We start from the raw sequence: 15,369 nt of genomic DNA, 5'->3' as shown, positions 1-15,369 counted from the left end.
ATGCGCGTAACATATTGAATTTGTTTATCCGGCAGCTTTTGGTTGCACCAGCCCCTTCCGATATGGCCTGCGGCGCGCTTGATGTCGAAGCGCATGGCGCTCTTCGAACAGCGACCGTAGCCGGCGACCGTAAATCGCTCGATGCGTCGCGATTCGAAGAGCGTCACTCCGTCCCGGAGCACAGACTAAGCCGTTTCCATCGGCCCGCGCGAGAAAAGCTGCCACCCGAGTAAAATCATGGGGTTGCAGCGCAAATCCCCGCTAAGCTACTGATTTCCCACGAGCGAAGTAGCGGCACTTTCGGGGAAAATGGTACGGAAACCCCCTATGGCGTGACCCCATCCTGTCCAGATCTCAGGGGCCCAGGCAGAACGCCAACTGGCGCTGGTTGAGCGCCCCGAGCGGCGGCTCGACAAGCTCGAAGCTGTGCACGTCAGCCTCGGGCTCGTGACTATAGTTCCAATCGCGCTGCAGGTTGGCGCGCAGGAAACGCGCGTTGTTGGTGCGCCCGTCGACCAGAACGTAAGTCCCTGGCAGGAGCAGCCACTCCATGCGCGCGATGTCGGCCGCGACGACCGTGCGGTCGTTGTGGCGGAAGTGCAACCCGCCGACCTCGCCCGCAACGTCGTGCTGCATCGGCCCGTCCAGATAGATGAAGTCGGGACAGACGTTGGGCAGGTCGTTGTAGTAGTGGACCAGCCGGTCGGCGAACAGGCCGATCGAGACGTCCGACCGGTGCATGCTCGCGCGGTCGCGGCACCAGTCGGGGATGCGCGTCGCGGTGGTCTCCAGCCACGCCGCGCTGCCGTCGACGCTGTGAAGCTCGAACGGGTTGTTGCGGCGCAGCGCCAAGAAGGCGGGGGCGTCGGCGAAGTCGAGTCGGTTCTCCTCCAGCGCCGCCGCCATCACCGCCGTCGAGTAGCCGGATCCGAACTCCAGAATGGTGGTCACGCGCCGCCGCCGCACCAGATCGTAGAGGCGCGCGAGGTCGTCGAGATCCGGCGGATAGGGCGTGACGTTCTCTAGCGACACCGCGTCGTTGGGGCCGTAGACGGGCTTCTCGGGCTCGCGATCAAGGCCGAGAATTTCGATCACGCGGCGGCGCGGCTCTATCGTGTCGTTCATGTTTCTCTTCCGTGACGACGGTTCATGGGGGCCGGATGCGCTGTCGGACGGGTCGCTCTCTAGCGCCCCTGCCAGCGGACGATGGCGTCGATCAGGGAATCGTAGAGTTCCTCGCCCCGGAAATGGCGGGCCAGCCAGTCCGGGTCAGGCGGCAGGGCGTCGAGGTCCAGCAGGGCGGGCAGGGGCCTGATCAGGCCGCTGCCTTTGAACATCGTCCGCATCGGTTCGACCGTATAGTCGGCGTAATTCTCGACATAGTCGAGATACAGCATCGTTGGCACGCCGGCGCTGACCGCGTCCATCGCGGCGGTCGAGGTGCAGGTGATCGCCACGCCCGCTTCGGCGAGAACTTCGTCCATCGCGCCGTCGGCGAATTCGAGGTTTGGCGGCGGATTGCGCATCATGCGGTTGTGCAGCCATGGGTACGAGAAGCGCTCGCGATGCGCGTGCTGGGCGTTCTCGTCGGGCAGATGGCGCAGCTTCAGGACGATGCGGCGCCGCGGATGGATCAGCGCCATCGCCGCCAGAACTTGGAGCATGTGCAGCCGGCCATTGAGCGTCTGTGGCGCGATCGCCTGCGTGAAGAAGTAGATCGGCGCGTCCGGCTTCGGCTCGCGCCAAGTGCGCGGCGTCAGGAAGTAGGGGTGGCCCCAGTCCGCGTGGAAAGGACCTTCGCCGATTCGGGCAGTTTGGAACGCCGCGAGATCGCCGGGCGTGTTCAGGAATACAACGTCGAAACTCCGACGGTTCTCCATGCCCTTCTCTGGCGTAAACTCCAAACCTGGCAGGAACGCCACGAAAACCGGCCGTTCGGCACGGTTGCGGAAGGCGGAGTTGGCCATCGTTCTGCGCTGCAGCGCTGTCGCCTTGCAGGTAACGACGGCGTCAAAAGATCTCAAGAACTCCGGCTTCATGAAGTCAGTCTCGGGCAGGTCGAGATCCGGCCCGCCTGACCCGAGCATCGCCGCGATCTGTCGCGATGACACCTTGCTGGCTTTGGCGCCGCGCTCGAGGATCTGGGTCGTAAGCCCGATGTGGCCGCGCTCGCTCAACGCCGCCGCCACCTTCGCCGCAAAGAAAAGGCTGGAGTCGTCCTGGAATGGCAAGGCGACCTTGAGAGGCACAGGGCTTGCGGGCGCCGCCGGCGCGATGATGGTTTCGGAGAGAGTCATCGACAACGCCGTCATCGCGCGGGTGGGATGGTGCGCGCGTCGGCCTCGCCGCGGCCATTCCCAGCAGCGGGTTTCGGCTGGATACGCTCAAGCACCAGCGCCGCCAGGCCGCCGTCCTGCAGGCGGTCGCGCAGCAGGCGGGTGGCTGCCAGATTGTCCTCTAGCAGCCGCAGGAGCGCGGTCTGGTCCGGTCCCGCAGACGCGGCGGTGGAGATGGACAAGCGCTCAAGCACCAGCGCCGCCAGGCCGCCGTCCTGCAGGCGGTCGCGCAACAGGCGGGTGGCTGCCAGATTTTCCTCTAGCAGCCGCAGGAGCGCGGTCTGGTCCGGTCCCGCAGACGCGGCGGCGGAGATGGACATGCGCTCAAGCACCAGCGCCGCCAGGCCGCCGTCCTGCAGGCGGTCGCGCAACAGGCGGGTGGCTGCCAGATTTTCCTCTAGCAGCCGCAGGAGCGCGGTCTGGTCCGGTCCCGCAGACGCGGCGGCGGAGATGGACATGCGCTCCAGAACCAACGCCGCCAACGCCTGGTCCTGGAGCCGGTCGTGCAGCGCCTCGGCCGTCCGCGCCGCGCGGTTGGCGGCTTTCAGCGCCGCCTCGCTGCGGCTGTCGAGACGGGCCAAATAGCCGCCGGTCAGACGGTTGGTGATCCAGCGCATCGCCGCGTTGAAGCCGTGGCCGGCGAAGCGTGCGGTCCTGCGCAACTGGGCGAGCATCTTCATCGGCTTGTCCGTCTCCTGTCGGGCGCGATCGCCGAAGCGGTTTCACTCGCGTGCCGCCGGTCCTTATGCGCCCTTGGCGTCGCCGCGCTCGCACACCAGGGCCAAGGCGCCGCGAGCCTCCTCGGCGAATCGACCGCCGGACGGAGCATAGAACGGGTCATGGCGCAGCGGCGACACGGATTTGCCGCGCGCCTTGCGGTAGAGCACGCGCCCGCCGACGCCCTCCACGGCCGCGACGATCCCGGCCGGCGTGAAGAACAGCGTGTGCGGATCGTTGCGCGCCTCGAGGTGCAGATACGCATGGCCGCCGTTCGGCACCTCGATCAGCAGCTTTCCCTGCGGCTTCAGCGCCCCGAGCAGGATGGTCAGCGTCGGCCGCAGGTCCTCCGCCGCCAGATGTTCGAGCGAGTGCGACGACACGATGGCGTCGAAGGTCACGCCGCGCATCTCCTCAAGCGTCGCGAAGCGCCGGGCGCCAATGTGCCGTAGATATTTGGCGCTTTCTTCGTCGGGCTCGTAGGCGAACTTCCGTCGGGCCTGCGCCACATGCAGCAAGTATCCGGGGCCGCTGCCGAAGTCCAGCACGTCCTCCATCGGGACGTTGAAGTCGTGCAGCAGATCGACATGGGCCTGAGCGCGATTGAAGTAGCGACTGATCTTGGGCGATCTCAGCCGGTACTCAGCGGAGAAGTAAGTCGCAGGCGGGGCGTGGCGGTCGCCGCGGTTGCTGGCGGCGTAGTCGCGCTCATAGTAGCCCGACAGGAGCGCGCGCGCCCCCTCGACGGCGCCGCTGCCGCAGGCCTCGCACCATCGCACGACGCTCGAGGCGAAGGGCTCCACCAGCGAGGGATAGTCGCTGCGCCAGCGCGCTGCCGCCGCGCCGCAGACCAGGCAGTCCGTCGCCGTGACCAGCCGCGTGAAGCCGTCCGGCTCGGTCTTGGTCGGCGGGGCGGGCGTCGGCCCCGGCTTTGGCGCGGCATCCGAGGCGGGTCGGGTCATGGGCGCGTCTCCTTCAGGCCGGCGCATCGGCCGCCTCCACCTCGCGCGCCGCCCACAGGGCCCGCGCCAGGGCAAGGTCGGCGGCGTCGTCGATCTCCAGCAGCGGGGCGTCGAGGGGGACCAGCCGCGTGCGGCCGCAGAACCGGCCGCCCGTGGCGCGGAACGTGTCGGTGCGCATGGCGTAGACGGCCCCGGTCTCGAGATACTCGGGCGTCCGATCCTGGCGGCGTTGGCGCGGCAAGGCATGGTCGTGGTTCACGCCCTCAGCCAGCCCATCCGCGCCGATCGTCCACAGGAAGCCATGGCTGGGCGCAGCGGAGAAGGCGGACTCGGCCTCGCCGGCCAGCACCGGCGCCAGCACCGCGTCGACATGCGCGCCCTCGGTGAACGGCGAAGTGCATTGGAGGAAAGCCAGCGCGAGGACCTGGCCGTCCGCCGCCTCGGCGGCGTCGAGCGCGTGCAACAGCGCCGCCTCCGAGGACGCAGCGTCGCCGCTGATCGCGGCAGGACGTTCGATCACGACGGCGCCGTGCACGCGCGCGGCCGCCGCGATGGCGGCGTCGTCGGTGGAGACGTAGACGGCCTCGACCCTGGCGGCGGCCGCAGCGGCGCGGACCGCGCGACCGATTAGTGGCAAGCGTCCGATCTCCGCCAGGTTCTTGCCGGGCAGACCCTTGGAGCCTCCGCGCGCGGGGATGATTGCGATCACGCGACCGCTCACGTCAGGCCGCAGCATGAGCCTCGAGCCTCTCTAGCGCGAGCCATGCGCCCTCGCCGTCGTTCTTGTGGCCCTGCCAGATTTCGGGGATGAAGCTTGCCTTCACGTCGGTCTCGCGCATCACGCGCCAGAAGCCCGGCCAGTCGATGTCGCCCTCGCCGATCTGCACGCCCTCCCCGTCCACGCCGCGCGCGTCGGCCAGATGCATATGCGCCGCATGCGGCGCCACCGCGCACAGGAACTCATCGAAAGACAGCCCCAGATGGGCGCAGGCGAGCCGGGAGTGCGAGGTGTCGAGACAGATCCGCATGCCAGTCTCAGCGCAGAAGCCGGCGATTTCGTCCGGCTCCACGAACAGGTTGTGGAACTGCTGGCCGCCGAAGTGCCAAGGAAACGGCGGCATGGTCTGCGGAATGATCTCCACACCCTGCGCTTCGAGCGCGGCGAGGCTGTCGCGCAACGTAGCCAGCGCCGCGCGCCGCTCCGCCGCATCGGTATGGCGGTGGTTGCTGAAACCTCCGACGTTGGTGACGATGCAGGGCCGCGGTGTGGCGAATACCGCGGTCAGCGCGCGGGTGATGTCGATCACCCGCTGCAGCTCGGCGATCGATCGCGTGCGGTAGCTTGCGTCGGCTGCGCAGAGGTCGAGCGTGTGGTCGCCGGCGAACAGCTCCGGCGCGTGCACTACCAGCCCGAGGCCGGTCGGGCCGGGAATGAACTTCCGGAAATCGACGTCGAGGTCCTTGTAGGAGAGATGGATCTCCACGAGGTCGGGGTTCGACATTGCCACGAGCCGCGCGAAGTCGTGGTAGCGCACCGGCACGCCCCAAGGAAGCGAGAAGCGATAGGGCCGCGCCGTTGCGCGCCGTTCGGTGAGATCGCTCTCAAAGAAGAAATCGCCGGCCTTCTTGGGGGCCGCCAGGCGTCGGCCCAGCAACGCCGCCTTGCGGTTAGGCTGCAGGCCCTGCCCAGGGCTGTGGATAGTCAGCATGGACGCCTCGATCGGCTCGCCGGCGGGGATGTCGACGGCCGCGGCCAGACTCTTGGCAAGCGTCTCGCGGTTCATCATCTCGCCCTGCGAGATCACCCGCGGCGCGGCGTCGCCGAGCGCCTCCTCGACCTGGCGCACGCCCTCGACCATACGGGCGAACTCTTCGGGCAGCAGGCTGACCTTGTGGTCGTTGCCCTCCTGCCCACGGTCGAATGTGAAGTGCTTCTCGATGATCCGCGCGCCCAGCGACACCGCCGCGATCGCGACGTTGACGTCGCGCTCGTGGCCCGAGTAGCCGACCACGCCGCCCGAAAGGATGCGCAGATGGCGCATGTAGCGCAGCCGCACGTCCTTGAAGGGGGCGGGATAGGTCGAGTTGCAGTGCAGCAGCGCGAACGGACAGCCCAGCCCCTTCAGCTTGCGCACGCCCTCGACGATTTCGTCTTCGCTGGCCATGCCGGTTGAGCAAATCATCGGCCTGCCGCAGGCCGCGACCGCCTCCAGCAGGTCGTGGTTAGTGAAGTCGGCCGAAGCGATCTTGAAGGCCGGGAGCCCGTAGGCCTCCAGCTTGGCGAGGCTCGTCGCGTCCCACGGCGTGCACATCGGCGTCAGCCCGCGCGCCACGCAGTGGTCGAAGGCGCGCATCAGGTCGTCGTCGGACAACTGGAAGCGATCGAGCAGATCCAGCGTGTACTGGGCGCCGAGATCGGCCGACACGTCTCCGTCGCAGCGTCCGGCGTAGAGCGCGCCAAGGTCGCGCATCTGGAACTTGGCGCAGTCCGCGCCGGCGGCTGCCGCAGAGTCGATCAGACGTCGCGCGTGATTGAGGTCGCCCTGATGGTTGTTGCCGATCTCGGCGATCAGGAACGCCGGTCGATCGTCGCCGATCTCGCGTCCCGCGATCTCGAGCAGGCCCGTCGCGGCAGTCGCCACGGCGGTCAGGCGGCCGTTATCGTCCAGCAGCGGCACGACCGACACCGTCTCGCTGAATTTGCAGCGAATCTCGGCCGGGCTAGCGTCGATATGGGCGGAATAGAACGTGCGGTTGACGATCTCGACCACGGGGCGTCCGAGATCGGCGCGCTCGGTTTCGATCAGCCAGCGGCGGACGTCCCCCTGGCTGAGCAGGCCTTCCACGTAGCCGCCTTCGGTCACCGCGACCACGATCCCGACGCCATTCGCGCTGAGCTTGTTGAGCGCGACGAGAATGCTGTCTTCCGAGAAAACCGCATACTTAGAAAAGTTTCGGGTTACCTGCACGGAAGTCCTCAGCATTCTCGCGTTGTCCGCCCTGCGGCGGGGCGGCAGCCCTCAGGCTGAGGACGGTTCCTCGTAGTCGCCGACCAAACGCAACGTCAAGCGCTATGGCCGCGCGCGCCACGCGGGCGCCGAAGCGCGCGGCGCGACGCGTCGCGGTGACCGGCGCGGCGTGGAAGGCGTCCACCGCCGCCAGTGCCGCCTGCAGGTCCGCCGGGGTGGAGAACACGTCCTCGGCCCAGGCCGCGGCCGGGCGTCGCCGGTCGAGCGCGACGACCGCAGCGCGGTCGGCCGTCAGGCCGCTGCCGGCCAGAAGGGCCCGCATCGACGCCGCCGTCGGCTCGCGCTCGGCGTCCGGGTAGTCCAGCAGAAACAGCGTCGGCGTTCCGGCCGCGGCCGCCTCGGCGCCCGCGGTGGAGGAGCAGGTGATCGCCAAGTCCGTCTCCGCCAGCGCGTCCGCCATCGGCGCGTCGGAGACGCGGAAGTTCGGTGGCGGCGCGGCGACCTCGGCAAGAAGAGTCTCGTACGACCAGCGCTCGACGTGAGTGTGGCGGCGGTTCTCGTCGCGGCGGTGGCGCAGCTTCAGCGTGACGCATGTCTCCGGGTTGGCGCGGGCGGCTTCGACCAGCGTCGCCAGAACGGCGCGGCGGCCGGCTAGTGTCTCCGGCACGACACTCTGGGTGAAGAACGTCGCCACCTGGGGCGGGTCGGTCCACGGCCGAGCGGCCGCCGGCGCGCGTCGCATCAGCGCGGGGTGCAACCGCAGCACGCGCTGATGCGCGGGCCGTCCCGGCGGCGCGAAGGCGCGGTAGGCGGCGACGTCGGAGCGGCTCACGCAGCACAGCACGTCCGCGTAGCGTCGGATGCGCCAGCCGGACGCGCGTTTCAGCTCCAGGCCCGGGAACAATCCTAGGAAACACGGCCGAGGTCCGTCGAAGCACCAGGCCCGCCATCGCCACAGCCTGCGGAACAGCACCGGATACTTAGCTGAGGCCACCAGCGCGAAGCCGGCCAGGAAGGTCGGGTCGGCCGCCTCTAGACCGGTCCGGCGATGCGCCAGCGGATACGGGCCAAGCCCATGGGCGAGTTGGCGCGGCGACAGGTCCGGCGGTCCCATCAGCGGGTTGCAGTAGAGCAGGAACTCCGGGTGCCAGCCCTGCGCCGCGATCAGGTCCGCGAAGCCGCGTGCGACGGCCAACGAACTGTCGTCGTGGAAGATTATCAGCGCCCGCCGGGTCGAGTTCATGGCGCGGCCCTCACGACGCACGCCTCAAGGGGCGACCGAACGGGAGCCGCGCATAGTCTCGTCGAACGCGGCGGTCGCCTCCCTCGTGTACGTCGCGCCGGCCCGGCCGCCCGTCCTTCGGCGCGACCGGCGCGTGTGCGACCCGGCCACTTTCCGCCGCAAGTCGTGATGAGCGCCCGCACGATACCAGGGTGACGGCAGTTTTTGGCCGCCAGCGCGCCCTCGTGACCTTCGTTCAGAGCATACGCCTTTCGCGCTGGGGAGAGACCCGTTCGCTTTCGTCGCGCGCCGCAGCCGCCGAGCCGAAGATCAAACCGCATGAACGTTAGCCCCGGTCCGGTGGGCCGTCGACATCAGTCGCGTCGACGCTCTTTCAGGTGCCCATGTTGGCGTGGTGGAGGGCGAGCGCCTCTCCCACATCTTCAAAATATAGAAGCCTCCCCTCCTCCATCACCACGCCGCAGTCGCAGTATTCGCGGATCGTCGCCGGCGCATGGGAGACCATCACGATGTCAGCTGTGGCCGACTTGGCGCGGAAGGCGGCGCGACACTTGCGACGGAAGGCTTCGTCTCCGACGGCGGTGATCTCGTCCACAAGATAGACGTCGAAATCGATGGCCATCGACACGCCAAAGGCCAGCCGCGCCCGCATGCCCGAGGAATAGGTGGAGACGGGCATGTGCAGAAACGGCCCGAGCTCGGCGAAGTCGGCCACGCTCTCGATCATCGCGTCGGTGTCCACCCCGTAGATCCGCGCCACGAAGCGCGCGTTCTGGGCTCCGGTCAGCAGGCCGTGGAAGCCGCCTCCGAAGCCCAGCGGCCAGGAGACCCTGACCGTGCGGACGATCTCGCCTCGGTCAGGCATGATGGAGCCGCCGATCATCCGCAGCAGCGTGGACTTGCCGGCCCCGTTGCGCCCGAGCAGCCCCACGCTACGACCGCGAGGCAACGTCAGCGACACGTCGCGCATCAGCACCCGTGTCTCGCTGCCGGCGCGGTAGGACTTGCTGACGTTACGCAGCGCGATCATTGATCCTCCAGCATGCGCGCCCGCGCCAGCCGCAGCAGCAGCATCCCCACCGCGAGCGGCGCAAGCGCGAAGAAGCCGACATAGACAACCGAGGGGTAGCTGGGCTCATAGAACGGGTAGAAGCCGGTGCGCATAATGGCGGTCACATGCATCAGCGGGTTCCACCAGATGACGTCCTGCGCCGCCCGCGGCAGCGCCTCGTAGATGAAGAACACCCCCGAGATCAAGAACAGCGGCCGGTTGACTACGTTGAAGACGCGTTCCCAGGTCGGGGAGAAGGCGAACAGGACGCAGTTGAGCGCGCCGACGCCGAGACCGAGCAGCGCCGCCAGCCCCATCGCGAGCAGCACGGCGCCGAGGTCGAGCGCGACAGGCTGCCGGCTCGTTACCACGAGAACGGTCAGGATCAGCGCGCCGACGAAAATCGTGGTGAGCAACTGCAGCAAGAAACGCGCTATAATCGCGTCCAGCATGGTAACGCTTGGAAAGGTGAGCAGCGCGCGGTTGGTTCGCACGGCGTTGCTGACGTTTCGCGAGATGTCCATGTAGCAGTGGAAGGCGACGTAGCCCGTGGCGAAGAACAGCGCGAAGTCGACGCCCAGCGGCGGATGGCGTGCGATCTGAGAGAAGACTAACGCGAGCAGCGCCACCGTGCCGGCGGGCTCGAGCACCGCCCACAGGTAACCGCCCGCCGAACGGCCGAAGCGGGTGGTCATCTCGCGCAGGATCAATGCGAAGACCACGCGCAGTTGCAGCTCGAGCCACCCGTACGCCCGCGGCTGGCATTGCGGACGCGACGGCGGCGCAGGGGGTCTCCGGGCTCCCCGGTCGGCGGCGGTCATGTGGCGTCGTTCCGTTACGGGCTTGGAGCGCGCGGAGAACTTCGCCGCGCGTCGCCTTGTGCAACTTTGAGCCGTATAGCCTCGCCGCTGCGGCGCGGGCAATCGTCGCCGGCGCTGGCTGCTGCCGCAAGCTTGTATTTTGCAAGGTATCTCCGACATGGTAGGCGTGAGCCGTGTACGATCGAGTAGGCCGCTGCCTTCCTTGACGGCGCGCGGCGCGGAGCGAGTATGTAGGCGGAACGATGAGTCAGGCCAAAGAAAGTGCCGTCGAGGCCGCGCCCGCCGCAGAGAGGCCCGCCACGGCGGCGGTCGTTGCAAAGCCTGCCGCGATCGTTTCAAAGCCTGCGGCGGTAACGAAGCCCAAGGCCGCGCCGGTCCGCGGCGAGGTGGTCAACCTCCCGCCCGGTGCCGAATCCCGCACCGCGCCGCCAGCCCGGCCCAAGGCGCGCCACCGGCTCGCCCTGTGGAGCTATGTCGTCGCCGTCGCGCTTCCCGCCTCCGCGATCGCCGCCTACCTCTACGGGGTCGCCGCCGACCAGTACGCTTCGCGGACCTCGTTCTCGATCCGCGGCGCAGAGTCCGTTGGTCCGGTCTCCTTTCTCGGCGCGCTGTCGCAGACCGTCACCGTCGGCGGGACTGACGCCGAGATCGTCTACGAATTCGTGCGCAGTCAGCAGATGGTCGAGGCTGCCGCCGCCGCGCTGCCGCTGGAGCGGCTCTACAACCTACCCGATCGCGACGTGGTCTTCCGTCTGGGCGAAGGGCGGCCGATCGAGGATGTGCGCGACTACTGGAACCGCATGACCAGCGTGTCCTTCGACGGTGCGTCGGGCATCGTTCATTTCGAAGCCCGCGCCTTCGATTCCGAGAGCGCCCGATTTATCGCACAGTTCGTACTGGACGAGAGTACGCGCATCGTCAATGGCATGTCGGCGCAAGCGCGCGAGGACGCGGTCGCGGTCGCGCGCGAGGTGCTCGGCGACGCTGAGGACCGCTTGCGCGCCGCGCGGCGGTCGATCCGCGCGTTTCGCGACGCCGAACAGGAGCTCGATCCCACCGTAAACGCCGAGGCCGCACTGGGGTTGATGGCCGGGCTGCGCCAGCAACTGGCCAACGCGCAGGTCGAACTCGACAGCTACCTCGCGCTGGTCGGGCCGCGCGGGCCTCGAGCGGCGGCTCTTCGCCAGCGCATCGACAGCCTAGAGCGGCGCATCGCCACCGAGCGCCAGCGCCTCGGCGCCGGCGAAGGGACCGGACTGGCGCCGGGCGTGGCCGGCGACGGCGGGCGGCTGTTCTCCGCCCTGATGGGCGATTACGAGGAGCTGATCCTTGAGCTCGAGTTCGCGCAGAACGCCTACACCTCGGCGCTGGCGGCCTTCGAGCAGGCCCAGGTCGAGGCCCGGCGCCAGTCGCGGTTCCTCGCGCCGCACATTCGCCCAACGCTGTCGGTAGCGGCCGAGTATCCCCAGCGCGCGCTGATCGCTGCGGCCGCATTCCTGCTGCTCAGCGTGGCCTGGGCGGTGCTGCTGCTGATCGCCTACAACATCCGCGACCGGCGCTGACCAGAGCGCCCAACGCGGGCGCTATGGCACTAGGCGGTTCAGAGTCCAGGACAATCCGTCGCGCCAGAGCCGCGCCAGGCGCGCCGCCGGCCGGTCCGCCGCCGCGCGGCGGCGCAGGAGCGCGGCCAGCGCTGCCTCCGGCGTCGCCGGCAGTCCGGCGTCGGGATCGATGTAGCGAGGGTAGAGGATCAGCGCCGCGGCGACGAGTTCGTCGAGATCGAGCTGGCGCAGGCGCGGCGGCGGATCGGCGTCGTCGGTCAGGCCCCAGCCTGCGTAGAAGGGTCGGCCGAAGGTGGTCACGACCTTGCCGCGCAGCAGCGCCTCGAACCCCATAAGCGACGTGATCGTCGCCACGCGGTCGGCCCAGGCAAGGCAGGCGGCGGGGTTGGCGCGGCGCACCACGGCGTCAGCCGGCGCCAGCGCGTCCGCCGTCTCCGCTGCGCCGCGGCGCAGGCCAGCCAGCGTGTCGGGGTGCGGCTTGTAGAGAAGGAAGCCATCAGGAAAGCGCGACCGCGCTGCGCGCAGCAGGCCTGCGTCGTCGCGCACAGCGCGCGCGCCCAGCCGGATCGAGGCGTCGCCGGCGACTTGTCCCGGGACCAGTACCGCCAGCCGGCCGCCGGGGTCGGGCAGAGGCTCGTCCCCTGTCAGGTTGTACTTGGTCACCCCCGCCGACGCCACCGCCGCCCGAAGCCGCGCCGCCCGGGCCAGCAGGGCGGGCGCAAAATCGGCGGCGCCGACGACGGCTTCGAAAGCGTTTGGGCCGGTCGCATCGAAGTAGGGCGCGCCGGCGTCGATGGTTAGCGACAGCGGCGGAACATGGCGCAGACCGAGGCCCACCGAGCGCAGGAAGCCGTCCTCCACCCGCAGCACCGGCGCGCCGGCGGGGGTGCGCGCCGGCGCCGGCGCGCCGCCCCAGACCACGGCGGGGCCCGGCGCGTCCTCGATTCGCCCGGCGCGCGGCGGCCCATCGGGGCCGGTCAGGAACGGCCTCAGGCAACGCCGCTTCCAGCGCGACATGCCGACCAGCGTGACCGGCCCCTTCGCCACCGCCGCCGCCCTGCGCAGCGCCGCCTGCGCCTCCACCGCATCGCTGAGCGTAAGCGCCGCCCCGTTCCAGGGCGACACGCCGCGCGCGCTGGCCACGATGTCGCCCGGCTCCGGGCCGCCCCGCGCGCCGCCGGATCCGCCGCAAGCGGTATCGCACCCTGCGAGCCCCCCCAACTCCGCCCAAAGCATTGCGGGCGCGTCCGGGGGGCCGAACACCGTCTCGAGCCGGTCGAGCGCCACGCCGGCGAGGTCCTCATCCACAGCCACGTCAGCCTCGGGAAAGCCGGCCAACGCCACGACGCGCCACGACGGCCCGAGCGCCAGCGCACGCGGCCTCGCCGCCCGCGCGCGCGTCGCCGGCCAGAACAGCGCCTCGGCGCAGATGCGCGTCAGCGCGGCGGAGACTTCCGCCGGCCCGACCCGCGACGCCTGACCGCCGGCGCGCAGGACCGACGGCCAGCCGCGCAGGGCGGGGGGCAGGACGGGGGCACCCTCCGCCGGGGCGTCAAACCGCTGCGGCAAGCTCATCGGCGCGGCTCCTTTCGCTGGCCCTACGCGGGGCCGGTCCGGATGATTGGCGGCGGCGGCGACGCGTGGCAAGGCCGCGAGGGCGCGACGTGGTCGTACTTGCGCGGATCCGCCGGAGGCGGCACAACAAAGTGCCACGGCGCGACGTTGCGGCCAACGAGACAAAAGCCAGCGAGACAAAGACGAGGGTCGAGCACGTGTCAGAAAATCCTCGACGCGCCGCGGGTGCGACGCGGTTGCTGCGCGCAGCGTTCGTTCTGCTCGCAGCAACAACTCTCCCTGCCTGCTCTGCGCTACCGCGCAGCGGCCCGTCGACCGCCGAGATGACGGTCGCCGACACCGAGGGACTGGAGGCCTTGGTCGCCCCGCTCACCGCCGAAGTCGCCACCCGCGCCGCGCGGCCGCAGCCGCCGCGCTTCACCCCGGCGATGCGCGCCGCGCCGCCCATCGACCCGGTGCACCTCGGCCGCGGCGACGTGATCGACGTCGCGATCTGGGAGAGTCAGGACTCGGCCCTGTTCAACGGCGGCGGCGGACCAGCGATGCTGGAGGGCGTCACACTCGACGAGGGCGGGCGGGTCTACGTGCCCTTCGTCGGCCCGGTGCAGGCCGCTGGCGCCACGCCCGCCGTGCTGCGCGCGCGCATCACGGCGGCGCTGGAGCCCCTGACGCTGTCGCCGCAGGTCGACGTGCGGCTGCGCGAGGCGCGCAGCCGGCTGGTCACCGTGCAAGGGGTGACGCCGCGGCCGGGGGTGTATCCGATCGAGCCGGTCGCCACCCGCCTGACGCCGATGCTGGCGCTGGCCGGGGGCTCGACGCTGCCGCCCGAGCAGACCGAGGTGCTGTTGCGGCGCGGCGGCGAGATCGGCTCGGCAATGCTTGAGGACCTCTACGCTGACCCCACGCTCGACATCGCGCTGGCGCCCGACGACATCATCGTACTCAAGGCGATTCGCGAACGCTTCGTCGTGCTTGGCGCGACGGGCCTGCAGACCGAACTGACGTTCCCGACCCGCAACCTCAGCCTGCTCCGGGCGCTGGGGGCCGCGCGCGGGCTGCAGGACTTCAACGCCGACGCCACCGGCGTCTTTGTGCTGCGCCGGGAAGATACGGCGCTGGCCGACGCGATCCTGCCCGGCGCGGCGCCCGAGGGGCTGCCGCCAGGCCCTGGGCGGCCCGTGATCTACCGGCTGTTCATGAACCAACCCGAAGCGCTGTTCGTGGCGCAGGCGTTCCAGATGCGCGACGGCGACGCGATCTACGTTACCAACGCGCCGCTGACCGAACTGCGCAAGATCGTCTCGCTATTCACCGCGGTGCTGGCCCCGGTGCAGCAGAGCGCAGTGATCGCGCCGTGAGACTACAGGCCATGCCTCGGCTGCACCGAAAGCGAGTGCGCTCGTACGGTTTCATTCTCCGTCCTGCCAGTCAAAGGACGTGGAGCCATGCTCGGGTGTGAACTGCGACGCTGGCGTGGGCGCAACGCGACCCGCTGGATGGTGATCGGTAGAACCTTGTCGGGGCCGTTAGGGGAACGGTGCCCCTAGCTGGTTAGGATACGAGCAATCTCGTCGTCGGGCGTCCCGGCCTGCGCGAGCTTGAGCAGCCGATTCCGCATCTCATCGCCCCGGGTTAGGTTCGCGACCGCGTTCACGCGCATCTTCACGTCGAGATCGGTTACTGCGCCGCCCCGCCAGACGATCCGCGCCAGCGCGATGTCGCGCGTCCCCCGGTCGAGGACCACCTTCTCGACAAGGCAGCGTCTCAAGAAGGCATGGATTCCACGCGATGACGACGTCCTCGCCCCGCACGACAGCTGCTATGAGCGTTCATCGGTGACAGACTCGCTAAGGTGGCGTAAGTTCGCATTTGGTATGCCATCCGAGCCGTGGATTCCGGAGTCCGCAGGCAAAAAGTACTCTGGCGCATAGGATTGGGCTCGCCAGCCCTTGTCATATCTTGAGCCAAGGGGATCGCCCATGCGCGCGCTGCTCGCGCCCCTCCATGCCGTCGCAATCTTGAGTGGGGCCAAATCGTTTCAGGCCAACACGATCCTCGGCAGCGCGGCGTTAAACCGACGCGGGCTGCACCTGTGGCGCATTCAGACCGCGGAGAGGATGGCCGACGCGCGGC

Annotated in this window: 13 protein-coding genes; 2 read left to right on the top strand and 11 right to left on the bottom strand. The window is 69.3% G+C overall.

Annotated features, from left to right (window positions below; translation table 11 throughout):
* Positions 1 to 354 precede the first annotated feature (354 nt).
* From V7Q31_RS13890 to V7Q31_RS13850, 9 genes are all read right to left on the bottom strand, one after another.
* Complete coding sequence (locus tag V7Q31_RS13890) at positions 355 to 1,125, bottom strand: hypothetical protein (RefSeq protein WP_333834460.1); 771 nt, start codon at positions 1,123 to 1,125, stop codon at positions 355 to 357.
* Positions 1,126 to 1,184: 59 nt separating this feature from the next.
* Positions 1,185 to 2,297, bottom strand: coding sequence for a DUF6716 putative glycosyltransferase (locus V7Q31_RS13885; RefSeq protein ID WP_333834459.1), 1,113 nt, complete (start codon positions 2,295 to 2,297; stop codon positions 1,185 to 1,187).
* Between the two features lie 11 nt (positions 2,298 to 2,308).
* Positions 2,309 to 3,016 (bottom strand): hypothetical protein, encoded by a 708-nt coding sequence (locus V7Q31_RS13880; protein WP_333834458.1) that lies wholly within the window; start codon positions 3,014 to 3,016, stop codon positions 2,309 to 2,311.
* 63 nt (positions 3,017 to 3,079) lie between these two features.
* Positions 3,080 to 4,015 (bottom strand): class I SAM-dependent methyltransferase, encoded by a 936-nt coding sequence (locus V7Q31_RS13875; protein WP_333834457.1) that lies wholly within the window; start codon positions 4,013 to 4,015, stop codon positions 3,080 to 3,082.
* Positions 4,016 to 4,028: 13 nt separating this feature from the next.
* Positions 4,029 to 4,751, bottom strand: coding sequence for an acylneuraminate cytidylyltransferase family protein (locus V7Q31_RS13870; RefSeq protein ID WP_333834456.1), 723 nt, complete (start codon positions 4,749 to 4,751; stop codon positions 4,029 to 4,031).
* Positions 4,738 to 6,999, bottom strand: a complete 2,262-nt coding sequence (locus V7Q31_RS13865) for an N-acetylneuraminate synthase family protein (protein ID WP_333834455.1) — start codon at positions 6,997 to 6,999, stop codon at positions 4,738 to 4,740. Before V7Q31_RS13865 ends, V7Q31_RS13870 begins: the two co-directional genes overlap by 14 nt.
* A complete protein-coding gene (locus V7Q31_RS13860; RefSeq protein WP_333834454.1) occupies positions 6,959 to 8,227 on the bottom strand; it encodes a DUF6716 putative glycosyltransferase in 1,269 nt (422 codons plus the stop codon). The genes V7Q31_RS13865 and V7Q31_RS13860 overlap by 41 nt, the downstream gene beginning before the upstream one ends.
* A gap of 373 nt (positions 8,228 to 8,600) precedes the next feature.
* Entirely contained in the window at positions 8,601 to 9,257 is a 657-nt protein-coding gene (locus V7Q31_RS13855; protein ID WP_333834453.1) for an ABC transporter ATP-binding protein, read from the bottom strand.
* Complete coding sequence (locus V7Q31_RS13850) at positions 9,254 to 10,099, bottom strand: ABC transporter permease (RefSeq protein WP_333834452.1); 846 nt, start codon at positions 10,097 to 10,099, stop codon at positions 9,254 to 9,256. The genes V7Q31_RS13855 and V7Q31_RS13850 overlap by 4 nt, the downstream gene beginning before the upstream one ends.
* Positions 10,100 to 10,341: 242 nt before the next feature.
* Between V7Q31_RS13850 and V7Q31_RS13845 the strand changes: the two genes are divergently transcribed.
* On the top strand, positions 10,342 to 11,661 hold the full coding sequence (locus V7Q31_RS13845; RefSeq protein ID WP_333834451.1) for a capsule biosynthesis protein: 1,320 nt from the start codon (positions 10,342 to 10,344) through the stop codon (positions 11,659 to 11,661).
* A 21-nt stretch (positions 11,662 to 11,682) separates the two neighbouring features.
* Here V7Q31_RS13845 and V7Q31_RS13840 read toward each other — a convergent pair whose 3' ends face one another.
* Positions 11,683 to 13,236, bottom strand: coding sequence for a capsular polysaccharide export protein, LipB/KpsS family (locus V7Q31_RS13840; protein ID WP_333834450.1), 1,554 nt, complete (start codon positions 13,234 to 13,236; stop codon positions 11,683 to 11,685).
* 323 nt (positions 13,237 to 13,559) lie between these two features.
* Here V7Q31_RS13840 and V7Q31_RS13835 point away from each other — a divergent pair, with 323 nt between their 5' ends.
* Positions 13,560 to 14,594: a polysaccharide biosynthesis/export family protein gene (locus tag V7Q31_RS13835; protein WP_333834449.1), complete on the top strand. Its 1,035-nt coding sequence runs from the start codon at positions 13,560 to 13,562 to the stop codon at positions 14,592 to 14,594.
* 185 nt (positions 14,595 to 14,779) lie between these two features.
* On the opposite strand, the gene V7Q31_RS13830 is transcribed toward V7Q31_RS13835, so the two are convergent.
* Positions 14,780 to 15,004, bottom strand: coding sequence for a hypothetical protein (locus tag V7Q31_RS13830; protein ID WP_333834448.1), 225 nt, complete (start codon positions 15,002 to 15,004; stop codon positions 14,780 to 14,782).
* Positions 15,005 to 15,369: the final 365 nt, after the last annotated feature.

This window comes from Rubrimonas sp., assembly GCF_036788415.1.
GTDB lineage: Bacteria > Pseudomonadota > Alphaproteobacteria > Rhodobacterales > Rhodobacteraceae > Rubrimonas.
The sequence above is the reverse complement of the archived record's forward strand: the minus strand, read 5'-3'. Positions and strand labels throughout refer to the sequence as shown.